The sequence below is a fragment of the Pseudomonas synxantha genome, assembly GCF_900105675.1.
Lineage (GTDB): Bacteria > Pseudomonadota > Gammaproteobacteria > Pseudomonadales > Pseudomonadaceae > Aquipseudomonas > Aquipseudomonas synxantha.
On sequence record NZ_LT629786.1, the window covers coordinates 5756014 to 5777343 of the forward strand.

Genomic DNA, 21330 nt, shown 5'->3' on the forward strand with positions numbered 1-21330 from the left:
TGCCAGCCTTTAGAGAGTTTTCGCCGAAGCCGGGTTGATCATCCGGGTCAGCCCCAGGTTCTTCAGCGCCAATTGCAGCGAGCTGTGGATAACTTGCGGATTGTCGATGGTCATCAACTCGGCGAGTAAATCCTTGGCCATGCCCAATTCAACCTGGCGCAGCATCCACTTCACTTTCGGCAAGTTGGTGGCGTTCATCGACAGGCTGTCAAAGCCCATTGCCATCAACAGCACCGCCGCCGCCGGATCGCCGGCCATCTCGCCGCAGATGCTCACCGGCTTGCCCTCGGCATGGGCGTCGCGCACCACGTGTTGCAGAGCTTGCAGCACCGCCGGGTGCAGGTAGTCGTAGAGGTCGGCCACCCGTGGGTTGTTACGGTCCACGGCCAGCAGGTACTGGGTCAGGTCGTTGGAGCCCACCGAGAGGAAGTCCACCTGCCGCGCCAGCTCCTTGGCCTGGTACACCGCCGCGGGGATCTCGATCATCACGCCAATCGGCGGCATCGGCACGTCGGCGCCTTCATCACGCACTTCGCCCCAGGCCCGGTGGATCAGGTGCAGGGCCTCTTCCAGCTCATGGGTGCCGGAGATCATCGGCAGCAGGATACGCAGGTTGTTCAAACCCTCGCTGGCCTTGAGCATGGCGCGGGTCTGGACGAGGAAGATTTCAGGATGGTCGAGGGTGACGCGGATGCCACGCCAGCCAAGGAAGGGGTTGTCTTCCTTGATCGGGAAATACGACAGTGACTTGTCGCCGCCAATGTCCAGGCTGCGCATCGTCACCGGCAGCGGGTGGAAGGCCTGAAGTTGCTCGCGATAAATCGCCAGCTGCTCCTTCTCACTCGGAAAACGCTGGTTGATCATGAACGGCACTTCGGTGCGATACAGCCCTACTCCTTCGGCGCCACGTTGCTGGGCACGTGCTACATCCGCCAGCAGGCCGGTGTTGACCAGCAGCGGTACACGGTGGCCGTCGAGGGTGACGCACGGCAGCTCGCGCAACGAGTCGAGGCCCTGTGCCAGCTGCTTCTCTTCTTCCACCACTTCGGCGTATTGCTTGCGCAGCACATCGCTGGGGTTGGTAAACACCTCACCGCGATGCCCGTCGACGATCATGTCGATGCCGTCGACCTTGGAATACGGCAGGTCCACCAGGCCCATCACCGTCGGAATGCCCATGGCCCGGGCCAGGATCGCGACGTGGGAGTTACCCGAGCCCAGTACCGAGACCAGGCCCACCAGCTTGCCCTCAGGCACTTCACCGAGCTGGGTGGCCGTCAATTCTTCACTGACCAGGATGGTGTTGTCGGGGAAGACCATGTTGGTGCTGCGGTCTTCCTGCAGGTATGCCAACAAACGGCGGCCGAGGTCGCGCACATCCGAAGCCCGCTCGCGCAGGTAGGCGTCGTCCATCATTTCGAAGCGGTTGACGTGGTCGGTGACCACCTGGCGCAACGCGCCCTGGGCCCACTGGCCGGTCTTGATCACGGTCTTGACTTCGTTACCCAGGGACGCGTCGTCGAGCATCATCTGGTACACGTCGAACAGCGCACGCTCTTCGGGGCGCAGCTGGGTGGCCAGCTTGTTCGACAGGTTGCGCATGTCGGCGCGCACGCCTTCGAGGGCAGTTTTGAACAGTTTGATTTCAGCGTCGATGTCATCGACGCTCTTGTCCGGCACCACGTCGAGGTCGGCCGGCGGCAGCATGACCACCGCCTTGCCCACCGCAGCCCCAGGCGAGCCCGGTACGCCGACGAACTTGGCTTCCTGGATGCCCTTGCCCTGGCGCCCCAGGCCGCGAATCGAACCGGTGGCCTCGGCGTGGGCGATAACCCCGGCGAGTTGCGCGCTCATGGTCACGAGGAAGGCTTCTTCACCTTCGTCGAACTGGCGGCGTTCTTTTTGCTGGATGACCAACACGCCGACTACGCGGCGGTGGTGGATGATCGGCGCGCCGAGGAACGAGGCGTAGCGCTCTTCGCCGGTTTCGGCAAAGTAGCGATAACGCGGGTGGTCGGCCGCATGTTCGAGGTTCAGGGGTTCTTCACGCGTCCCCACCAGGCCCACCAGACCTTCATTGGGCGCCATGCTGACCTTGCCGATGGAGCGCTTGTTCAAGCCCTCCGTGGCCATCAGCACAAAACGGTTGGTCTCTGGGTCCAGCAGGTAAACCGAGCAGACCTGGCTGCCCATGGCTTCCTTGACGCGCAACACAATAATCCCCAACGCCGCCTTGAGATCCTTGGCGGAGTTAACTTCCTGGACGATCTTGCGCAGCGTATTGAGCATGGCTCGGGGTCGAACTCCGTCGTCAGTCGCGCGCTAAAAGGCGCGGGGCAAGCTCTTTGAGAGCGCGACGATAAACCTCGCGCTTGAATGTCACCACCTGGCCCAACGGGTACCAATAGCTGACCCAGCGCCAGCCATCGAACTCCGGTTTACCGGTCAAATCCATCCGCACCCGCTGCTCATTGGAGATCAGGCGCAGAAGAAACCATTTTTGCTTCTGGCCGATGCACAGCGGTTGGCTGTGGGTACGCACCAGGCGTTGCGGCAAACGATAACGCAACCAGCCACGGGTACAGGCCAGAATCTGTACATCTTCACGCTCAAGGCCGACTTCTTCGTTCAACTCACGGTACAAGGCGTCTTCAGGGGTTTCGTCGGGGTTGATTCCACCTTGAGGAAACTGCCAGGCATCTTGGTTGATTCGGCGAGCCCATAGCACCTGTCCGGCATCATTCGTAAGAATAATCCCGACATTAGGACGGAAACCATCGGGGTCGATCACGGCAACAACCTCGCAAACGCATGTCGCCGCATTGTTCCACAAAGGTTGTTCCAGCGGCAACGAGGCTTCTTACCTTATGTGCACTCTTGTGAAAAGACCGTATTCTGGACGCCTTTTTACAGACTTTTCAGCGAGTAATTGCAATGCGCCTGGCTTTATTCGACTTGGACAACACGCTCCTGGGTGGTGACAGCGATCACGCCTGGGGTGATTACCTGTGTGAGCGCGGGTTTCTCGACCCGATCGCCTACAAGGCCCGCAACGATGCGTTCTACCAGGACTACCTGGCCGGCACGCTGGATAATGCCGCCTACCTGAACTTTTGCCTGGAAATCCTCGGCCGCACCGAAATGGCCCAGTTGGACGAATGGCACAACGACTATATGCGCGACTGCATCGAGCCGATCATGCTGCCCAAGGCGGTGGAACTGCTGGCCAAACACCGCGCCGCGGGCGACAAGCTGGTAATCATCACCGCCACCAACCGTTTCGTCACTGCGCCAATTGCCGCACGGCTGGGCGTCGAGACCCTGATCGCCACAGAATGCGAAATGCTGGACGGCCGCTATACCGGGCGCAGCACCGATGTGCCGTGCTTTCGCGAAGGCAAGGTGACGCGCCTGAACCGTTGGCTGGAGGAGACCGGGTATAGCCTGGAAGACAGCTATTTCTATAGCGACTCGATGAATGACTTACCGTTGCTGGAGCAGGTGACGCATCCGGTGGCGGTGGATCCGGATCCGAATTTGCGCGCTGAAGCCCAGAAGCGCGGTTGGCCGGTGATTACGCTGCGTAGCTGATGACCCTATCGGGGGCAAGCTCCCTCCCACACTTGACCGAGTTCCAACATGAGAATGTGGTCAAAAATGTGGGAGGGGGCTTGCCCCCGATGCAGTCGACGCGGTCTAAAGCCCTAAACCGGCTTGGCGCCCATGAGCCCCGCAATCGCCACAAACCCCACCAGACTGACCACCGCCAGCACCAGGGTGAAATTCAGGCTACCGCCCTCGCCTTTGCGCAGGCGATTAAGCCGCGCCACCAGCCAGAACCAGGCCAGCGCCGCTACGGTGTAGAGGATGCTGGAACCCAGGATCCAGGTTTGCCCCAACGGCCAGCCGAGCAGGTGCACCAGCCACCAGCCGGTGAACGGCATGCTGATCAGGCAAATGCCCATCAACAGCCAGACGAACGCCCACGGGCGTTGCACAGTAACAGCAGGGCCCGCGCTGCGCTTACGCCAGGCCAATACGGCCAGGCCGAGGCCACTGAGCAGCAGCAACACGGTGGCGGTGATGTGGATAACCTTGAGGGTGGTCAGCGTTTCCATGGTCTCGATTCCTTTAAAGGCCGCTCAGTCAGCGTAGTCGCTCAACCGAGGAACAACTGGTAGGCCGGGTTTTCGCTTTCATCCCAGTACGGATAACCGATTTCAGCCAGGGCCGCCGGCACCAGGTGACGCTCATCCGCCGGCACTTGCAGCCCGGCAACTACTCGGCCGTCGGCCGCGCCGTGGTTGCGGTAATGGAACATCGAGATGTTCCAGCGCCCGCCCAACTTGTTAAGAAAGTTGAACAATGCCCCCGGCCGCTCCGGGAATTCGAAGCGAAACACCAACTCGTCGCTGACTTTGGCCGCGTGCCCGCCGACCATATGGCGAATGTGCAACTTGGCCAGTTCGTTTTCGGTCAGGTCCAGCACCGGGAAACCCTGGCTGGTCAGGCTGGCGATCAGCGCGCTGCGTGGATCGTTTTCGGGGTGGGTCTGTACGCCGACGAAGATGTGCGCCTCGCTGCCGGTGTGGTAACGGTAGTTGAATTCGGTGATCTGGCGTTTGCCCACGGCCTCGCAGAACGCCTTGAAGCTGCCCGGCTGCTCGGGGATGGTCACGGCGATAATCGCTTCGCGGCCTTCGCCCAGCTCCGCACGCTCGGCCACGTGGCGCAGGCGGTCGAAGTTGACGTTGGCGCCAGAGTCGATGGCAACGAAGGTCTGGCCGCTGACGCCACGGGTCTCGACGTACTTTTTGATCCCGGCCACGCCCAACGCGCCTGCCGGCTCAGTGATAGAGCGAGTGTCGTCGTAGATATCCTTGATCGCCGCGCAGATTTCATCGGTGCTGACGGTGATCACTTCATCGACATAGTCCTTGCAGATGTCGAAGGTGTGCTGGCCGATCTGCGCCACCGCCACGCCATCGGCGAAGATCCCGACGGTGGGCAACACCACGCGCTCGCCCGCGGCCATGGCGGCTTGCAGGCAGTTGGAGTCGTCCGGCTCGACGCCAATGATCTTGATCTCCGGGCGCAGGTATTTCACGTACGCGGCGATGCCGGCGATCAGCCCGCCGCCGCCCACCGGTACGAAAATCGCGTCCAGGGGCCCCGGGTGCTGGCGCAGGATTTCCATCGCCACGGTGCCCTGCCCGGCAATAGTGTGCGGATCATCGTAGGGGTGAATGTAGACGTAGCCCTTTTCATCGACCAGCTTGAGCGAGTAGGCCAGCGCTTCCGGGAAGGAATCGCCGTGCAACACTACTTTACCGCCACGGGAGCGCACGCCTTCGACCTTGATCTCCGGGGTAGTCTTGGGCATCACGATGGTGGCCTTGACCCCCAGCACCTTGGCCGCCAGGGCCAGGCCCTGGGCATGGTTGCCCGCCGAAGCCGTGACCACGCCGCGGGCACGTTCCTCGCTGCTTAATTGGGTCAGCTTGTTATAAGCGCCGCGAATCTTGAACGAGAACACCGGCTGCAAGTCTTCGCGCTTGAGCCAAATCTTGTTGCCCAGCCGCTCGGAGAGCTGGCGGGCAGTCTGCAAGGGGGTTTCCACGGCAATGTCATAAACGCGCGAGGTGAGGATCTTTTTGACGTAATGTTCAAGCATCGGCAGGCATCTACTTCACGGGTTGGGCAGGACCAGGGAGTCTAACCCGGCTTTTGGCCAGGCGACCACACGAATCCCGAGGTTTTGTTGGGTTATACTCGCCGCCCTCGATAATCCCCGCCCGTTCCGGAGCCCGCATGACCCAGGATCAACTCAAACAGGCAGTGGCCCAGGCCGCTGTCGATTTAATCCTTCCTAAACTCGACGACAAGAGCATCGTCGGTGTCGGCACCGGTTCCACCGCCAACTGCTTTATCGACGCACTGGCCCAGCACAAGGGCGCGTTCGACGGCGCAGTCGCCAGCTCCGAAGCCACCGCTGCACGTCTTAAAGGCCATGGCATTCCGGTGTACGAGCTCAACACCGTGAGCGACCTGGAGTTCTACGTCGACGGCGCCGATGAAAGCGACGAACACCTGAACCTGATCAAGGGCGGCGGCGCAGCCCTGACCCGCGAAAAGATCGTCGCAGCCGTAGCCAAGACCTTCATCTGCATCGCCGATGCCAGCAAACTGGTGCCGGTGCTCGGCGCATTCCCGTTGCCGGTGGAAGTCATCCCCATGGCCCGCAGCCATGTGGCCCGCGAGCTGGTGAAGTTGGGCGGCGACCCGGTGTACCGCGAAGGGGTGTTGACCGACAACGGCAACATCATCATCGATGTGTTCAATATGCAGATCACCAACCCCGTTGAGCTGGAGACGCAGATCAACGCAATCGTGGGCGTGGTCACCAACGGCCTGTTCGCGGCGCGCCCGGCCGATGTGTTGCTGCTGGGCACCCCGGAAGGCGTGAAAACCCTCAAGGCTTAACAACTGTGGGAGGGGGCTTGCTCCCGATGGCAGTGTGTCAGGCAGCTAATCTGTAGCTGACACTCCGCTATCGGGAGCAAGCCCCCTCCCACATTTGAGAGCCCTCGCTGTAACAAAAACGCTACCTTTCGCAGCACTCCTCGCCAAAACCGTGCGCTCTGTCACGGCATCCCCTGCCCCGCCTGGTATCCAATCCGTTACAAATTACAGCCACGCGACCCACGCGTTTAACAATGCGCCAATTTGCAGCCGCCCACGGAATGAGGCGCGCATTGTGCAAAGGGTCTGGGCTTTGAACATTCCCATCACCTCAAGGAAGACCTTGTGATAAAGCCCCTAGCCCTCGCCATCAGCGTTGCCGGTGCCCTGCTGTCCGCGCAAGCCCAAGCCTACGATTACGGCCAGCACGCCAACACCACCCTGGAAAAACTGATCAATGACTACCCCGGTCGTTATCGCGGTACGGCCAATTTTGCCGGCGCTGCGGATTGGATGCAGAGCCAGATGGGCACGGCCTATTCCATCAGCCGCCAGGACTTCACTTGGAACAACGGCAGCCGCGCTTCGCAAAACGTGGTTGCCTACGCCGCCGGCACCAAGCCGCAGTACGTGGTGTTTGGCGCACATTTCGACACCTATTTTGGTCGCCCGACCCTGCAAGGCCTGGACGACAATGGCTCCGGTGCCAGCGTGTTGACCGAGGTAGCCAAAAACCTCGGCGGCCTGCAACTGGAAAATGGCCTGCAAATAGTCGGCTTCGGCGCCGAAGAAGAGGGCTTACGCGGCTCCCGCGCCTTTGTCGACTCGCTCAGCACCAGCCAGCGCGCCAATATGCTGGCGATGATCAACCTCGACAGCTTGATCACCGGCGACATGATGTACGCCCACGCCGGTCAGAACAGCACCGCCAACCCGGCCTTGGCGTCATTGCGCGAGCACACCTTCCAGATCGCCAAGGAGTTGAACATCCCGCTGTTCACCAACCCCGGCCTGGACCCGCAATACCCTCAGGGTACCGGCTGTTGCAGCGATGGCGAGGCGTTTGAACCGCTGAACATCCCGATCCTTTATGTCGAAGCCACTAACTGGGAACTGGGCGACCTGGACGGCTACACCCAGACCGATAACCCGAAAATCCCCGGTGGCTCGACCTGGCACGACCCGAACGAAGACAACAAGGCCGTGCTCACCGATGCCTTCGGCCAAGCGCGCATCGAGCAGCGCCTGCGTGACTATTCACGCCTGCTCAGCCGCCTGGTGCTGGAGTTGACCAACGCCGACCTGATGGCCTCAACGGCGTCCGGCGGCGCGGTCGCACGCAATATGCAAGACAACCTGCAGCGCCAGCATCAGGCCATGGTGCGCTTGCATGATCGCCGCTGGCTGACCCTGCAGGCTGCCAGCCGGGAGGTGGGCAGCTTTGATGGCGAAATCGGCGTGGATGGCGAATACAACCCGGACAGTGGCTTCGACAGCGCCCCCAACCCCGAAGCCCGGCGCCTGGGCCTGCATGCCCTCGGCGACTACCAACTGACCTCGAGCCTGAATATCGGCGCCAGCCTGAGCTACCTCAATGGCCGCGACAAACTCGAGCATCGCGGCAAACTGGACAGTGACACCTGGCAGGCAGCCGTCTATGCGCTGCTCAACGATGGCGGACCAAGCTGGCTGGCCGGTGACCTGAGCGTCGGCCGCACGCGCTTCGAATCCAAGCGCAACCTGGTGATCCAGGCCAGTGGCGGGCCGATCCTGCTCGATCAGCAACTGAGCGGCGAGACCGACGCTCTGGCATTGGGCGCACGGGTCCTTGGCGGCTATGACTTTGATTTCGGTGCCTTAAAGAGCGGGCCGTTCGCCGGCCTGGACTACAGCCATTACCGCATCGACAAATTCCACGAAAAACAGAACCTGCGCACGGCCCTGGAGTACGAAGAACAGTCTTTCGACTCCCTGGAAGCCAGCCTCGGCTGGCGCGTGCGTGGCGCGGTCGCCCTGCCCTACGGCCTGAGCCTGCTACCTTATGGCGACATCGCCTGGGTCAAGGAATTGGCCGACGGTCGCCTCGACGACCTGCAACTGAGCGCACGTGCCGATGGCCAAGCGCGCACCGCCAGGCTCGGTTCAGTGGACAAGAGCTTCGGCCGGGCGCAGATCGGCAGCCAATTGGCGATCACCCCGGAATTGGGCGTGTATGCCGAGGTCAATAGCCGACTGGGGCATGCCGAAGGCAGCCAGACCGGCTATTCACTGGGCGTGCAATGGATGTTCTGATCAGGGTTTCTTGAACACGTAGAACAGGTTCGGCTCGCTGACCATGTACAAGGTGCCATCGTCGTCCATGGCGATCCCTTCGGCCTGGGGCACGCGCTTGCTCAGGCCATGGCGCCCTTTAAGCAGCGACAGACTGCTTAACGGGCGACCGTCGATATCCAGCTCCAACACCAGGAACGACTCATCCGACAGCGCCAGCAGATGCCCGCTGCGCTCGTCGTATTGCAGGCTCGACAGGTCGCGTACAAACAACCCGGCATCGCGCTTGGGGTTGTTGATCACGTGCACCGAGTAGGTTTTTTCCGGCTTGAAATGGGGAAATCCGTGCACCTCGTAGATCAGCATCGGGTCACGCTCCTTGGCCACGAACAGGCGCTTGCCTACCGAGTCGTAGGCCAATCCTTCAAAACCCTTGTTGCCGCCAATATGTACGCCGAGGGTCATTTGCTCGGCGTCGGCGGCATCGAGAAATTGCGTGTCATCGTCCACGTGCACCTTGATCAGCCGCTGCTGGCGCTCATCGCTGATGACATAGATGTTGTCGCTGATAAATTCCACCGCCTCGGCATCGCCAAAGCCCACCAGGGGAATGCGCCGCAGGATCTTGCCGTCCAGGGACAGCTCCACCAGCTCGGCGTTTTTATTGGTGACGGTAAACAGGCTTTTGCGCACCGGGTCGTAGGTGAGGGCCGAGACGTCGTCGTCGAGCCCTTCGATCACCTGGCCTTCGACGATGACGCGATAGTCCGCCAGGCCAATCGCGCGCTCATCGGCGGGCTGGCGCCACACCTGCCAATTGAACCAGGCACGCTCGAACAGGCGGAACTGCTGCGCAACCACCCCGGCGGCAACCAGGGCAAGCAACAGCAGGATGAAGAAAGCAGGTTTGGGACGGGCAAGTCGACGCATTGGGGCGGGCTCAGAGAAAAAACTGGCGAATAGATATCAAGGTCGCCTGAATTTAAACTTAAACGCACCGGACTGTCTGGCGAATGCCGTTTATAAAGAAAAGTCTGACGTAATTCGTCAGTTATTTCCGCTTTTCAAAACGATAGAACAGGTTTGGCTCACTGACCATGTACAGGTTGCCGCTCTCGTCCATGGTCACCCCTTCGGCGCGGGGGATGGTGTCTTTCAGGCCATTGAAGCCACCGAGCAAGGTCATGAAGCTGACTTGCTCGCCTTTCTCGTCCAGTTCCAGCAACAAATGGGAGTCGGCTGACAGTGCCAATAAGTGCCCGGTACGGGAATCGATTTCCAGCGCCGAGAGGTTGCGCATGTCCAGTTCGCTACTGGCCAGCTTGGCCTTGCTGCCAGCCAGCCGCTGGCTGCCATCGCTTTTCCAGGTGAACAGCGCCGGCGGGCGCTCTTCGCCCAGTATGAGTTGCTGGTTGCGCCTGTCCCAGGTAATGGCCTCAAAGGCCTTGTTCTGGTCTGCGGATGGGCCAAGGTCATAACTGGGGAAGTCAGCCTTGTTCAACGCGGTGGTAGCGGCGTCGACCCTGACAATGGTCAGGCTGTGCTGACGCTCATCGACCACCGCCATCAGGCCGTTTTCCATCACCGTCAGGCCTTCCGGGTTGTTCCAGCCATTGAGCGGCATCTTGCGCAACACATCGCCTTGCAGGCTCAGTTCGACCAGGAACGGGTTCTTGCCCATGACGGAAAACAAGGTTTTGGTCTGGGGGTTGTAGGACAGGTCCGAAGCCTCATCCTTCTCCATACCGGGCAGCAACTTGGCATCGATGACCGCGTGATAATCCGGGAGCCATACGCTCTCCTGGCGTTCGGCCGGGCTCTCAAAGCGCTCCAGCACCCACAACACACCGCGATCGTCCCAATGCATGGCCCAGGCAACCCCATACAGAATCGCACCGGCCAAAAACACCCAGGAATACCAACGCATGGACAAGCGGGAGCGAAGCGAGGGTTTTGAAGTGGGCAGAGGCACGGCCATTGAGCGCTTTTCCGGAAAGTCAGCTGTAGGGGATAGCACAGGATTCAAAGGCCCGCGCGCAAGTGGCTGGAATTATCCGGATGGTGTGTGAAAAAAATGCAAAAGCCCATACTTGGGATATACACAAAACCAATGTGGGAGGGGCGGTGCGACGATTCGACTTGCTCCCGATAGCAGTGTGTCAGTCAGAATATCTGCTACTGATACACCGCAATCGGGAGCAAGTCGAATCGTCGCACCGCCCCTCCCACATTTTTCACCGCATTTCTTCAGGCAGTCAGCGAACGAAGCTTTCGAAACGGTTCACACCCGCCAGCTCCAATACCAGTTCATCGCCGACGTTCAACGGGCCAACGCCAGCCGGGGTGCCGGTCAGGATCACGTCACCCGCCTGCAGGGAGAAGCACCCAGCCATATGCTGGATCATCGGCACAATCGGGTTGAGCATCTGCGCGCTGTTGCCGTCCTGGCGTACTTCACCGTTGATGCTCAGGCGAATGCCGATATCGGTCATATCCTCAAAGGTACTGCTGACCACGAAAGGTGCAATCACCGCCGCGCCATCGAAGGACTTGGCGATTTCCCACGGCAGGCCCTTGGCTTTGAGCTCAGCCTGCTTGTCGCGCAAGGTCAGGTCCAGGGCCGGGGCGAAACCGGAGATGGCGTCCAGTACTTCTTCACGGCTCGGCTTGGTCGACAATGGTTTACCGATCAACACGGCGATTTCCGCTTCGTAATGCACCGAACCGCGCTCGGTTGGAATGCTGAAACCGCCTTCCAGCGGTACCACGCAACTGCCCGGCTTGATGAACAGCAGGGGTTCGGTCGGCACCGGGTTGTCCAGTTCCTTGGCGTGTTCGGCGTAATTGCGCCCAATGCAGACCACTTTACCCACGGGAAAGTGGATATTGGTGCCGTCGACATACTTGTGCTGATAGCTCATGGAACGACTCCTCAAGGTGCGGTTAAACAGCGAAGATCTTGCCGGGGTTCATGATCCCGTTCGGGTCGAACACGGCTTTCACCGCCTTCATGTATTCGATTTCAACCGGCGAGCGGCTGTAGGTCAGGTAATCGCGCTTGGTCATGCCCACCCCGTGTTCGGCGGAGATCGAGCCGTTGTACTTCTCGACGGTTTCGAACACCCACTTGTTCACAGTGGCGCACTTGGCGAAGAACTCATCCTTGCTCAGGTTTTCCGGCTTGAGGATGTTCAAGTGCAGGTTACCGTCGCCGATATGGCCAAACCAGACGATTTCGAAGTCCGGGTAGTGTTCACCGACTATCGCGTCAATTTCACTCAGGAACGCCGGCACTTTGGAGACGGTGACCGAGATGTCGTTCTTGTACGGCGTCCAGTGGGAAATGGTCTCGGAGATGTACTCGCGCAGTTTCCACAGGTTGTGCAGTTGGGTTTCGCTCTGGCTCATCACGCCGTCCAGTACCCAGCCCTGCTCGACGCAGTGCTCAAAGGTTTCCAGGGCGTGGTTGGCGACTTCTTCGGTGGTGGCTTCAAATTCCAGCAGCGCGTAGAACGGGCACTCGGTTTCGAACGGCGCCGGCACATCGCCGCGACCGAGGACTTTAGCCAGGGCCTTGTCGGAGAAGAACTCGAAGGCCGTCAGGTCCAGCTTGCTCTGGAACGCATGCAGCACCGGCATGATCGAGTCGAAGTCAGTGGTGCCGAGTACCATGGCGGTGAGGTTCTTCGGTGCACGATCCAGGCGCATGGTGGCTTCGACCACAAAGCCCAGGGTGCCTTCGGCGCCGATGAACAGCTGGCGCATGTCGTAGCCGGTGGCGTTCTTGATCAGGTCGCGGTTCAGTTCCAGCACATCGCCCTTGCCGGTGACCACCTTCATGCCAGCCACCCAATTGCGGGTCATGCCGTAGCGAATCACCTTGATCCCGCCGGCATTGGTGCCGATATTGCCGCCAATCTGGCTGGAACCGGACGAGGCGAAGTCCACCGGGTAGTACAGGCCGTTTTCTTCGGCGACGTTCTGCAGTTGCTTGGTGACCACCCCCGGTTGGCACACCGCAGTGCGGTCGGTGAGGTTCACATTGAGGATCTGGTTCATGTAGTCGAACGACACCACCACTTCGCCATTGGCCGCCACCGCCGCTGCCGACAGGCCGGTACGCCCGCCGGACGGCACCAGCGCTACCTTGTGCGTATTGGCCCAACGCACGATGGCCTGCACCTGCTCGGTGGTCTTGGGGAACACGATGGCGCTGGGCGCGGGTGCGAAGTGCTTGGTCCAATCCTTGCCGTAAGCCTCCAGGGAGTCTGCATCGGTCAGCACTTTGCCGGGCTCAACCAGGGTCTTTAGCTCATCAATCAGGGCAGGATGGGTCATCGACAGAACTCTCGAACAATTCATGGTCATCCTGAGAACGCTTCACGTCGCAGGAATAGGTGTTTAGCGGGGTGCGTATGCTAGCATACCGCCCCCGCAGGACAGACCCAAAGGGCGTTTCTGCGGTGACGGCTTTCCTGCCGTCCGGGTCAGCTTGCGCTGCTCGACTCCCTGCCAATTTTCTCCGGGATACAGGTTTACGCAGATGAGCAAGACTTCTCTCGATAAGAGCAAGATCAAGTTCCTTCTTCTGGAAGGCGTCCACCCATCGGCTGTCGACGTTCTGAAAGCCGCTGGGTACACCAGCATTGAGTACATCACCAGTTCTCTGCCGGAAGCCCAGCTCAAGGAAAAGATCGCCGACGCGCACTTTATCGGCATTCGCTCCCGCACTCAGCTGACCGAAGAGATCTTCGACCACGCCAAGAAACTCGTGGCTGTCGGCTGTTTCTGCATCGGCACCAACCAGGTCGACCTCAACGCAGCGCGCGAGCGCGGCATCGCGGTGTTCAACGCGCCGTACTCCAACACCCGTTCCGTGGCGGAGCTGGTGTTGGCCGAGGCTATCCTGCTGCTGCGCGGTATCCCCGAGAAGAACGCTTCCTGCCACCGTGGCGGCTGGATCAAGAGCGCGGCCAACTCCTTCGAGATCCGCGGCAAAAAGCTGGGTATCGTCGGTTACGGCTCGATCGGCACGCAACTGTCGGTCCTGGCCGAAGGCTTGGGGATGCAGGTATTCTTCTACGACACCCTGACCAAGCTGCCATTGGGCAATGCCACCCAGGTGTCGAGCCTGACCGAGCTGTTGGGCATGTCCGACATCGTCACCCTGCACGTCCCGGAAACCGCTGAGACCCAGTGGATGATCGGCGAGAAGGAAATCCGCGCCATCAAGAAAGGCGGCATCCTGATCAACGCTGCACGTGGCACCGTGGTCGAGCTGGACGCCCTGGCCGAGGCGATCAAGGACAAGCACCTGATCGGCGCCGCCATCGACGTGTTCCCGGTGGAGCCGCGCTCCAACGACGACATCTTCGAAAGCCCGTTGCGTGGCCTGGATAACGTCATCCTGACCCCGCACATCGGTGGTTCCACCGCTGAAGCCCAGGCCAACATCGGCCTGGAAGTCTCGGAAAAGCTGGTCAAGTACAGCGACAACGGTACTTCGGTATCGTCGGTCAACTTCCCCGAAGTGGCCCTGCCGGCTCACCCGGGCAAGCACCGCCTGCTGCACATCCACCAGAACATTCCGGGCGTGATGATGGAGATCAACAAGGTCTTCGCGGAAAACGGCATCAACATCTCCGGTCAGTTCCTGCAGACCAACGAGAAGGTTGGCTACGTGGTCATCGACGTCGACGCCGAGTACTCGGACCTGGCGCAAGAGAAGCTGCAGCACATCAACGGCACTATCCGTAGCCGCGTGTTGTTCTAAGGTTTCAACTGCACCACGAAAAAGGGAGCCCCATGGGGCTCCTTTTTTGCATCTGAACAAATCTTACTTAACGTTAACCGTGATCACTTTAGAGGCTACAGTCGGGTTGAACTGCATGTGCAGTTTGTCGCCGGCCACCAGCTGTAAGGTGTGCTTGCCTGGCGTAAGAGTCACTTCAGTCTCGGTCTGGGCCTTGCCGTAATGGATCACAGTGTCGGTGGCCGGGATCGGCAGTTTCGCATCCGGCAGTTCTTTCTGATCGATCAGCAGATGGTGGTGGCCGGTGCCTGGCGCCTGGTCGGTCGCCGGGGCCAGTTTCAGGCCTTCCATGCCGAATTTCACGGTGAAGGTTTTATCGACGGTGGCGCCATCTTTCGGCGAGACAATAAACACCTTGGCACCTTCCGGTGGAGCGCTGCGCGGGATACCGTCGGCGGCTGTGGCCAACATCGAAGCACCCAGCAACAGGCTGGCCAGGGTGGCGCGGGATAAAAGGGCTTTCATTCGCTTCTCCAGTTTTTCGGTGAAATCTGTGGGGTTATGACAACTTCGCGACAAATTGCTGTCCAAGGCACTCGACACCATAGCAAAGCGATGCTGAACGGCGTCTCGCCCGTACGAATTCTTTAGGAGTGACCATGCGCTTTTCGCCTGGCCTGTTACTTTTGCTTCCCCTGCTGAGCCCCTTGGCCCACGCCGAACTGATCGACGACGTCAATGATCGCGGTGAACTGCGCATCGCCCTGGAAGCCAACACCGCGCCCTACAACTTCAAGGACGGCGACAAACTCACCGGCTTTGAAGTGGAGCTGGGTGAGCAGCTGGCCAAGGAAATGGACGTACGCCCGTCTTTTATCACCACCGACGACAGCGACCTGTTGCCAGGTGTGGAAACCGGCAAGTACGACGTGGCAATAAACCATATCGCTATGACTGCCGAACTCAAGGATCGGTTCGATTTCAGCACGGCTTATCGCGAGAAGCCGGACCTTGTGATCCCATTCCAGAAAGGTAACCCGGCGTTCAAGAGCAGCCTGGACATGGCCCTGGAGCGGGTGAAGGCGGATGGCAGATTGAAGGCGCTGGCGCAGAAGTGGTTTGAAAGCAGTGCACCGATAGTCAAGACACAGTAGGTCAAATGTGGGAGGGGGCTTGCCCCCTCCCACATTTTGTTCAAGGCAAGACTTTGGAATCCTTTGCCGGCTTAAAACGGCTCGTTGCCCCGTCGGCGAAACCAACCAGTCAAGGACAGCCGCTCTCGGGTGGCAGGCAGTACCTCGTGGGGCACCTCGCCCGACAAAAACACCACCAGGCAACCACCGGTCGGCACCACGTCGTATTCAACGCCGCCCTTGAGGTACATGCGTAACTGGCCGCCGTGCTCGGGCAGCCAGGCGTCATTTAAGTAGATCACCGCCGAGACCATGCGCCGGTCATCATCGCGAAAACGGTCCACATGCTTAAGGTAAAAGGCCCCGGGCGGGTACATCGCGAAGTGGCTTTCGAAATCTTCCAGGCCAAGGAAAAGGCTGCGGTTCATCGCCAGGCGCAGACCATCCATCACCGCCATATAGGTGTCGCAGACCGCCGCGTCACCTTCCTCCAGCCACTGGATATGGTCACCGCGAATGCCCTCGCGAATCTCCTGGGCCGGCCCGCGCCCCACCGCTGCCGGTGCCAGTTCACCTTCAGCCGCACGTTTATGGCACTCAGCAGCGAGCTCCAGGGTCAGAGCCTGGGGCAGGAAGCCATTCTGCTGCGACCAGCCTTTTTCGGCCAGGTCGTCAACGATGCGTTGCAGCAGCGGGTGATCGAGGGGTATTTGCATGGCGCGCATAGTATCCATACGCCTGGGAATCCGACAGAGCCGCTGAGCGTCTGAATACACTTTAGTCAGGTGACTGATAGGACTTCTCGACAAATCCTACGCCCGACACGGACAATAGTGGCCGACTGACAGGAGTCCATATGCGTCGTTTGTTATTTTCCGTGTTGATGCTCTGCGTTTTGCCCGCCTGGGCAGACGGCTATGACCAGTTATACAAGGTCGCCGGCTGGGCCGAACAACGTGCGCATTTCAATGACGCCCTCAGTGCCGCCCAGCAACGCTATCGCAATAGTCTGCCGCCAGCTGTGTATCAGGCGCTGGTGGACAACAGCAATAAACGCTTTGCCGCCCAGGCCATGGACCAGCGTGCCGAGGCGCAACTGCGCAAGCACCTGCCAGACCCGAAACCGGCCCTGGTATTTTTCCAATCGCCCCTGGGGCGCAAGATTGTCGCCGCCGAATTGCTGGCTACCCGCCGCGACCAGTTGGCGAAGAACGCCCAGGGCCTGCCGAAAATCCAGGCCGAAGCCACCCGCAACCTGATCATCGGCCACCTGGCCCAGGCACTGCCTGCTCGTGAAGCTGGGGCGGAAGTCAGCCTGGCGATTGCCGGCGTGGCGGCCGACAGCTTGAGCCAGATGATCCCCGGCCTGCTTGGCGGCGGTCAGGCCCAAGGCATGTTGAATGGACAGCGTGAACGGCTGATGCAGCAGATTGATAAGGATCTGAACAATACGCTGCTGTATGTCTACCGGGATTTGTCCGACCCGGAGCTGGAAGAATTCGCCACGTTTGCCGAATCGGCGGAGGGGAAGGCGTATTACCAGGCCGCACTTGCAGCCATTCGCGCAGGACTGGCAGTAGGCCAGAGCACCTCAAGCCTGGCGCAGTAGAAAATGTGGGAGGGGGCTTGCTCCCGATAGCAATGTGTCAAGCAAACATTTTTTGCTGACCCACCGCCATCGGGAGCAAGCCCCCTCCCACATTTGGATCGCATCAGGTCAGATGGTCCGTCAAGTATCGGAAGTATTCCTCGCGGATCTCTGGAATCTCATTGGCCAGGTGATGCCGGCCGCGCTTGAGCATCAACACCTCGGGCCGGTCGAACTTGCCCCGCAGCACTTGCAAGTTGTGCTGCCAATCCACCGTCATATCTTCCTCACCCTGCACGATCACCGGCCGCCTGGCGCTGCGTGGCGCGGCTTCGATGCGCTTGATCCAGCGCGCCAGCGCCCCCACCCAGGCGGTGGGCAATTGGCGGGGCTGGAGCGGGTCGGCTTCAAGGAACGGCTTGAAGTCAGGATCGTTGGAGTTATCGCTGAAACGCCGGGCGATGCCTTTGACGAACGGGCGCAGCAGGTAATAGCTGACCTGGGACCAACCCCAGGCCCGCGGCCGTACCAGTGGCGATAACAAAAAGGTCTTGCCCTGGGCCGGGCTGTCGGCACCGTGATTGAGCAGGTGATCCACCACAATGGCGCCCCCGGTGCTCTGCCCGAACAGGTGCCAGGGTTGGGGCAATTGCAAGGCCTTGGCCTCGGCGAATAGCCCCTGCACCACCCGCTGGTATACCGCAAACTCATCGATGCTGGCGCGGGGGCCGCTGGACAAACCGTGGCCCGGCAGGTCGCAGGCAATCACCACGAAGCCCTGGTCCAATGCCCAGTCCACCACGTGGCGGTACAGTCCCATGTGATCGTAGAAGCCGTGGAACATGAACACCGTCGCCACCGGCGCAGGCGGCCACCACACCTGGGCCACCACTTCGAACCCGTCCACCTCGAAACGCCCCAGGCGACTCACGGCCGGCACCTTGCGGGCGGCCAGGTCGAGCCCATAGAAACGTTGGTAGACCCGCGCTTCGGCGCTCAGCGGTTGCGCGTCCACCAACGGCCGCAAGCTTTCGCGCAGATGATCAGGGTCAAAGGTGACGGGCATAAAGGCTTCCAGACTGGCGGTGAAGATGAATATCGAGCTGCGATATTCATCTGTCAGGACAAGCATGGCAAGCTACGCGACCTGCGAGGATACCTCTGAATGCGACCGCCCTACCGTAATGCCCTGTTCGCCAGTCTGATCCTGGTTATCTGCGCTGGCGTGCTGTGGGCCGCGTATGACTGGTTCCAGGGCCGCTACCTGCGCGCCTTCAGCGAGCACACGGCGGTGTTCTCCGGCGATGCGCTGCAACTGCCTGCCGCCCTCAGTGGCCCTGGCCCGATTCGCCTGGTGCACTTCTGGGACCCGGCCTGCCCGTGCAATGTTGGTAACCAGCAACACCTGGGCGAGCTGATCGAGCAGTACGGGCCCCAAGGAGTGGAGTTCTATGCCTTGCAAAAACCCGGCAGCCACGGCCAGCTGCCCGACAACCTGCGCCACATGAAAGTCATCGACGCCCTGCCCGGCGCCGACCGGATACCCGCCAGCCCAGCAGTGGGCATTTGGGACCGCACAGGCAAGCTGGCGTATTTCGGCCCCTACAGCGAGGGGCTGACCTGCAACGCCAGCAACAGTTTTATCGAGCCGATTCTCAAGGCCCTTGGAACCGGACGCGAAGTGAATGCCACTCACACCCTCGCGGTAGGCTGCTATTGTTCGTGGCCTAAGGATCTGTAGCCCGTCCACTTTGCTAAGGAATATTCATGAAGCGCGTCTTGCAGGTTTTCGCGGTGCTGATTGTGCTGGTCGCCCTGGGCGCCGGTTGGTACCTCTACAGCAAGCAACCCACGCGCCAGGGCACGGTAACCCTGGCCCACCTGCAAGGCTCGGTCACGGTGCGCTACGACGATCGTGGCGTGCCGCATATCCGCGCCGAGAACGAGGCCGACCTGTACCGCGCCCTGGGCTATGTGCATGCCCAGGACCGATTGTTCCAGATGGAGATCATGCGGCGCCTGGCCCGGGGCGAGCTGGCCGAAGTGCTGGGGCCGAAGCTGCTCGAGACCGATAAGCTGTTCCGCAGCCTGCGTATTCGCGAGCGCGCCTCGAGCTACGCCGAGCACATGGACCCTGACTCAGCCTCCTCGAAAGCGCTGCAGGCCTATCTGGACGGAATCAACCAATATCAGGCCAGCCACGCCAGCCCCATGGAGTTCGATGTGCTGGGTATCCCCAAGCGCCCATTCACCGCCGAAGACAGCATCAGCGTCGCCGGGTACATGGCCTACAGCTTTGCCGCGGCCTTTCGTACCGAGCCGGTGCTGACCTACGTGCGCGACCGGTTGGGCAGCGATTACTTGAAAGTCTTCGACCTCGACTGGCAACCCAAAGGCGCCCTCAACCTGGCGAACGACGACTGGAACACCCTCGGCGCTATCGCCGCCCTGAGCGAACAGGCCCTGGCCGACAACGGCCTGCCGCAGTTCGAGGGCAGCAATGCCTGGGCCGTCAGCGGCAACCACACCCGTAGCGGCAAACCACTGCTGGCGGGTGACCCCCATATCCGTTTCTCGGTGCCGTCGGTGTGGTACGAGGCGCAACTGTCGGCACCCGGTTTTGAGTTGTATGGCTATCACAACGCGCTGGTGCCGGTGGCGTTCCTGGGGCACAACATGGATTTTGGCTGGAGCCTGACCATGTTCCAGAACGACGACCTCGACCTGGTCGCCGAGAAGGTCAACCCGGACAACCCCAATCAGGTCTGGTATCACGACCAATGGGTCGACATGACCAGCAGCGAGCAGCAGATCCAGGTCAAGGGCCAGGCGCCGGTGATCCTCGTCCTGCGCCGCTCGCCCCACGGTCCGATCATCAATGACGTGCTCGGCGAAAACGCCGGCAGCACGCCGATTGCCATGTGGTGGGCGTTCCTCGACAGCGAAAACCCGATCCTCGAAGGCTTCTACCAGCTCAACCGCGCCGAGACCCTGGCCAAGGCGCGGGCCGCTGCGGCCAAGGTCTCGGCACCGGGCCTCAACATCATATGGGCCAATGCCAAGGGCGATATCGGCTGGTGGGCGGCGGCGCAGTTGCCGATGCGCCCGGCCGGAGTCAACCCGGCGTTCATCCTCGATGGCAGTACCGCCCAGGCCGACAAGCTGGGCTTCTACCCCTTCAGTGCCAACCCCCAGGAAGAAAACCCGTCGCGTGGCTATGTGGTGTCGGCCAACGCGCAGCCGGCCTCCCCTACAGGCATGGAAATTCCCGGCTATTACAACCTGGCCGACCGTGGCCAGCAGTTGAACGCGCAGTTGAGCGATAAGAGCGTGAAGTGGGATGTGACCAACAGCCAGGCGCTGCAACTGGGCACCACTACCGCCTATGGCCCGCGGCTGCTGGCGCCACTGTTGCCGGTGCTGCGCGAAGTGGTCAAGGACCCGGCGCAGTTAAAGCTGGTGGAACAACTGGCCAACTGGAAAGGCGACTACCCGCTGGACTCCACCAGCGCTACGCTGTTCAACCAATTGCTGTTCAACCTCGCCGAAGTGACCTTCCACCCGAAACTGGGCGACGCGCTGTTCAAGACCCTGATCAGCACCCGTGTGATCGACGCCGCATTGCCACGCCTGGCCGCCTCGGCGGATTCACCCTGGTGGAACGGCAAGCGTACCGACACCGTCAAACTCGCCTGGGACAATAGCCTCGCGCACCTCAAGAGCACCTTCGGCGATGACCCGGCGCAGTGGCAATGGGGCAAGGCGCACACCCTGACCCACGGCCACCCGCTGGGCATGCAAAAGCCATTGGATAAGCTCTTCAACGTCGGCCCGTTCCCGGCACCCGGCAGCCACGAAGTGCCAAACAACCAGACCGCCCCGATCGGCCCGGCGCCTTGGCCGGTGACCTATGGGCCTTCGACGCGGCGCCTGATCGACTTCGCCGACCCGACCCATGCCCTGACCATCAACCCCGTGGGGCAAAGCGGCGTGCCGTTTGATACGCACTATGGCGATCAGGCGCAAAGCTATATCGAGGGCGGGTATGAGCAGGCGCATTTCAGTGAAGAGGAAGTCACGGCCAATACCCGCGGAACCCTCAAGCTGCTGCCTGCCAGATAGAC

The 21330-nt window shown here is 60.8% G+C and carries 19 protein-coding genes; 8 read left to right on the top strand and 11 right to left on the bottom strand.

Annotation, left to right across the window (positions count from 1 at the left end):
* Positions 1-9: 9 nt before the first annotated feature.
* Positions 10-2289, bottom strand: a complete 2280-nt coding sequence (ptsP, locus tag BLU48_RS26685; RefSeq protein WP_046069979.1) for a phosphoenolpyruvate--protein phosphotransferase — start codon at positions 2287-2289, stop codon at positions 10-12.
* A gap of 22 nt (positions 2290-2311) precedes the next feature.
* On the bottom strand, positions 2312-2791 hold the full coding sequence (locus BLU48_RS26690) for an RNA pyrophosphohydrolase (RefSeq protein ID WP_003176750.1): 480 nt from the start codon (positions 2789-2791) through the stop codon (positions 2312-2314).
* A 143-nt stretch (positions 2792-2934) separates the two neighbouring features.
* Between BLU48_RS26690 and BLU48_RS26695 the strand changes: the two genes are divergently transcribed.
* Positions 2935-3591: a histidinol-phosphatase gene (locus BLU48_RS26695; RefSeq protein ID WP_057022796.1), complete on the top strand. Its 657-nt coding sequence runs from the start codon at positions 2935-2937 to the stop codon at positions 3589-3591.
* A 113-nt stretch (positions 3592-3704) separates the two neighbouring features.
* Here BLU48_RS26695 and BLU48_RS26700 read toward each other — a convergent pair whose 3' ends face one another.
* Both BLU48_RS26700 and ilvA read right to left on the bottom strand, forming a co-directional pair.
* Positions 3705-4118: a DUF2269 family protein gene (locus BLU48_RS26700; RefSeq protein WP_057022795.1), complete on the bottom strand. Its 414-nt coding sequence runs from the start codon at positions 4116-4118 to the stop codon at positions 3705-3707.
* A 41-nt stretch (positions 4119-4159) separates the two neighbouring features.
* Positions 4160-5674, bottom strand: a complete 1515-nt coding sequence (gene ilvA, locus BLU48_RS26705; RefSeq protein WP_057022794.1) for a threonine ammonia-lyase, biosynthetic — start codon at positions 5672-5674, stop codon at positions 4160-4162.
* 137 nt (positions 5675-5811) lie between these two features.
* Between ilvA and rpiA the strand changes: the two genes are divergently transcribed.
* Together rpiA and BLU48_RS26715 are read left to right on the top strand one after the other, a co-directional pair.
* The gene (gene rpiA / locus BLU48_RS26710; protein ID WP_032878877.1) at positions 5812-6483 is read left to right on the top strand and encodes a ribose-5-phosphate isomerase RpiA; all 672 of its coding nucleotides are present in this window, start codon (positions 5812-5814) and stop codon (positions 6481-6483) included.
* Between the two features lie 324 nt (positions 6484-6807).
* Complete coding sequence (locus tag BLU48_RS26715; RefSeq protein WP_057022793.1) at positions 6808-8754, top strand: autotransporter domain-containing protein; 1947 nt, start codon at positions 6808-6810, stop codon at positions 8752-8754.
* Here the strand turns inward: BLU48_RS26715 and BLU48_RS26720 are convergent, their stop codons facing one another.
* The 4 genes from BLU48_RS26720 to BLU48_RS26735 form a co-directional block, all read right to left on the bottom strand.
* Positions 8755-9663, bottom strand: a complete 909-nt coding sequence (locus BLU48_RS26720) for an SdiA-regulated domain-containing protein (RefSeq protein WP_043046998.1) — start codon at positions 9661-9663, stop codon at positions 8755-8757.
* A 121-nt stretch (positions 9664-9784) separates the two neighbouring features.
* On the bottom strand, positions 9785-10711 hold the full coding sequence (locus BLU48_RS26725) for an SdiA-regulated domain-containing protein (protein ID WP_057022792.1): 927 nt from the start codon (positions 10709-10711) through the stop codon (positions 9785-9787).
* Positions 10712-10988: 277 nt separating this feature from the next.
* Complete coding sequence (locus tag BLU48_RS26730; RefSeq protein ID WP_057022791.1) at positions 10989-11654, bottom strand: fumarylacetoacetate hydrolase family protein; 666 nt, start codon at positions 11652-11654, stop codon at positions 10989-10991.
* Positions 11655-11676: 22 nt separating this feature from the next.
* A complete protein-coding gene (locus BLU48_RS26735) occupies positions 11677-13071 on the bottom strand; it encodes an FAD-binding oxidoreductase (protein ID WP_043046995.1) in 1395 nt (464 codons plus the stop codon).
* Between the two features lie 205 nt (positions 13072-13276).
* On the opposite strand from BLU48_RS26735, the gene serA reads away from it, so the two are divergent.
* Positions 13277-14506, top strand: coding sequence for a phosphoglycerate dehydrogenase (gene serA / locus BLU48_RS26745; protein WP_034116292.1), 1230 nt, complete (start codon positions 13277-13279; stop codon positions 14504-14506).
* Between the two features lie 63 nt (positions 14507-14569).
* Here the strand turns inward: serA and BLU48_RS26750 are convergent, their stop codons facing one another.
* The gene (locus tag BLU48_RS26750) at positions 14570-15010 is read right to left on the bottom strand and encodes a DUF4399 domain-containing protein (RefSeq protein ID WP_046069985.1); all 441 of its coding nucleotides are present in this window, start codon (positions 15008-15010) and stop codon (positions 14570-14572) included.
* 134 nt (positions 15011-15144) lie between these two features.
* Between BLU48_RS26750 and BLU48_RS26755 the strand changes: the two genes are divergently transcribed.
* Positions 15145-15639: a transporter substrate-binding domain-containing protein gene (locus BLU48_RS26755; RefSeq protein ID WP_057022790.1), complete on the top strand. Its 495-nt coding sequence runs from the start codon at positions 15145-15147 to the stop codon at positions 15637-15639.
* A 71-nt stretch (positions 15640-15710) separates the two neighbouring features.
* Here BLU48_RS26755 and BLU48_RS26760 read toward each other — a convergent pair whose 3' ends face one another.
* A complete protein-coding gene (locus BLU48_RS26760) occupies positions 15711-16343 on the bottom strand; it encodes a 2OG-Fe(II) oxygenase (RefSeq protein WP_057022789.1) in 633 nt (210 codons plus the stop codon).
* A 131-nt stretch (positions 16344-16474) separates the two neighbouring features.
* Between BLU48_RS26760 and BLU48_RS26765 the strand changes: the two genes are divergently transcribed.
* Positions 16475-17227 carry a DUF2059 domain-containing protein gene (locus tag BLU48_RS26765; protein ID WP_057022788.1) on the top strand — a complete coding sequence of 251 codons (753 nt, stop codon included), beginning with the start codon at positions 16475-16477 and terminating at the stop codon, positions 17225-17227.
* 103 nt (positions 17228-17330) lie between these two features.
* Here the strand turns inward: BLU48_RS26765 and bipL are convergent, their stop codons facing one another.
* The gene (bipL, locus tag BLU48_RS26770) at positions 17331-18272 is read right to left on the bottom strand and encodes a phospholipase BipL (RefSeq protein WP_057022965.1); all 942 of its coding nucleotides are present in this window, start codon (positions 18270-18272) and stop codon (positions 17331-17333) included.
* Between the two features lie 99 nt (positions 18273-18371).
* Here bipL and BLU48_RS26775 point away from each other — a divergent pair, with 99 nt between their 5' ends.
* Complete coding sequence (locus BLU48_RS26775) at positions 18372-18947, top strand: DUF6436 domain-containing protein (protein WP_057022787.1); 576 nt, start codon at positions 18372-18374, stop codon at positions 18945-18947.
* A gap of 26 nt (positions 18948-18973) precedes the next feature.
* Positions 18974-21328, top strand: coding sequence for a penicillin acylase family protein (locus BLU48_RS26780; protein WP_057022786.1), 2355 nt, complete (start codon positions 18974-18976; stop codon positions 21326-21328).
* Positions 21329-21330 lie beyond the last annotated feature (2 nt).

Excerpts from the sequence above, each read along its gene's own strand:
- ptsP (WP_046069979.1), bottom strand. The coding sequence starts at position 2,289 with ATGCTCAATACGCTGCGCAAGATCGTCCAGGAAGTTAACTCCGCCAAG.
- BLU48_RS26695 (WP_057022796.1), top strand. The coding sequence starts at position 2,935 with ATGCGCCTGGCTTTATTCGACTTGGACAACACGCTCCTGGGTGGTGAC.
- BLU48_RS26700 (WP_057022795.1), bottom strand. The coding sequence starts at position 4,118 with ATGGAAACGCTGACCACCCTCAAGGTTATCCACATCACCGCCACCGTG.
- ilvA (WP_057022794.1), bottom strand. The coding sequence starts at position 5,674 with ATGCTTGAACATTACGTCAAAAAGATCCTCACCTCGCGCGTTTATGAC.
- rpiA (WP_032878877.1), top strand. The coding sequence starts at position 5,812 with ATGACCCAGGATCAACTCAAACAGGCAGTGGCCCAGGCCGCTGTCGAT.
- BLU48_RS26720 (WP_043046998.1), bottom strand. The coding sequence starts at position 9,663 with ATGCGTCGACTTGCCCGTCCCAAACCTGCTTTCTTCATCCTGCTGTTG.
- BLU48_RS26725 (WP_057022792.1), bottom strand. The coding sequence starts at position 10,711 with ATGGCCGTGCCTCTGCCCACTTCAAAACCCTCGCTTCGCTCCCGCTTG.
- BLU48_RS26730 (WP_057022791.1), bottom strand. The coding sequence starts at position 11,654 with ATGAGCTATCAGCACAAGTATGTCGACGGCACCAATATCCACTTTCCC.
- BLU48_RS26735 (WP_043046995.1), bottom strand. The coding sequence starts at position 13,071 with ATGACCCATCCTGCCCTGATTGATGAGCTAAAGACCCTGGTTGAGCCC.
- serA (WP_034116292.1), top strand. The coding sequence starts at position 13,277 with ATGAGCAAGACTTCTCTCGATAAGAGCAAGATCAAGTTCCTTCTTCTG.
- BLU48_RS26750 (WP_046069985.1), bottom strand. The coding sequence starts at position 15,010 with ATGAAAGCCCTTTTATCCCGCGCCACCCTGGCCAGCCTGTTGCTGGGT.
- BLU48_RS26755 (WP_057022790.1), top strand. The coding sequence starts at position 15,145 with ATGCGCTTTTCGCCTGGCCTGTTACTTTTGCTTCCCCTGCTGAGCCCC.
- BLU48_RS26760 (WP_057022789.1), bottom strand. The coding sequence starts at position 16,343 with ATGCGCGCCATGCAAATACCCCTCGATCACCCGCTGCTGCAACGCATC.
- BLU48_RS26765 (WP_057022788.1), top strand. The coding sequence starts at position 16,475 with ATGCGTCGTTTGTTATTTTCCGTGTTGATGCTCTGCGTTTTGCCCGCC.
- bipL (WP_057022965.1), bottom strand. The coding sequence starts at position 18,272 with ATGCCCGTCACCTTTGACCCTGATCATCTGCGCGAAAGCTTGCGGCCG.
- BLU48_RS26775 (WP_057022787.1), top strand. The coding sequence starts at position 18,372 with ATGCGACCGCCCTACCGTAATGCCCTGTTCGCCAGTCTGATCCTGGTT.
- BLU48_RS26780 (WP_057022786.1), top strand. The coding sequence starts at position 18,974 with ATGAAGCGCGTCTTGCAGGTTTTCGCGGTGCTGATTGTGCTGGTCGCC.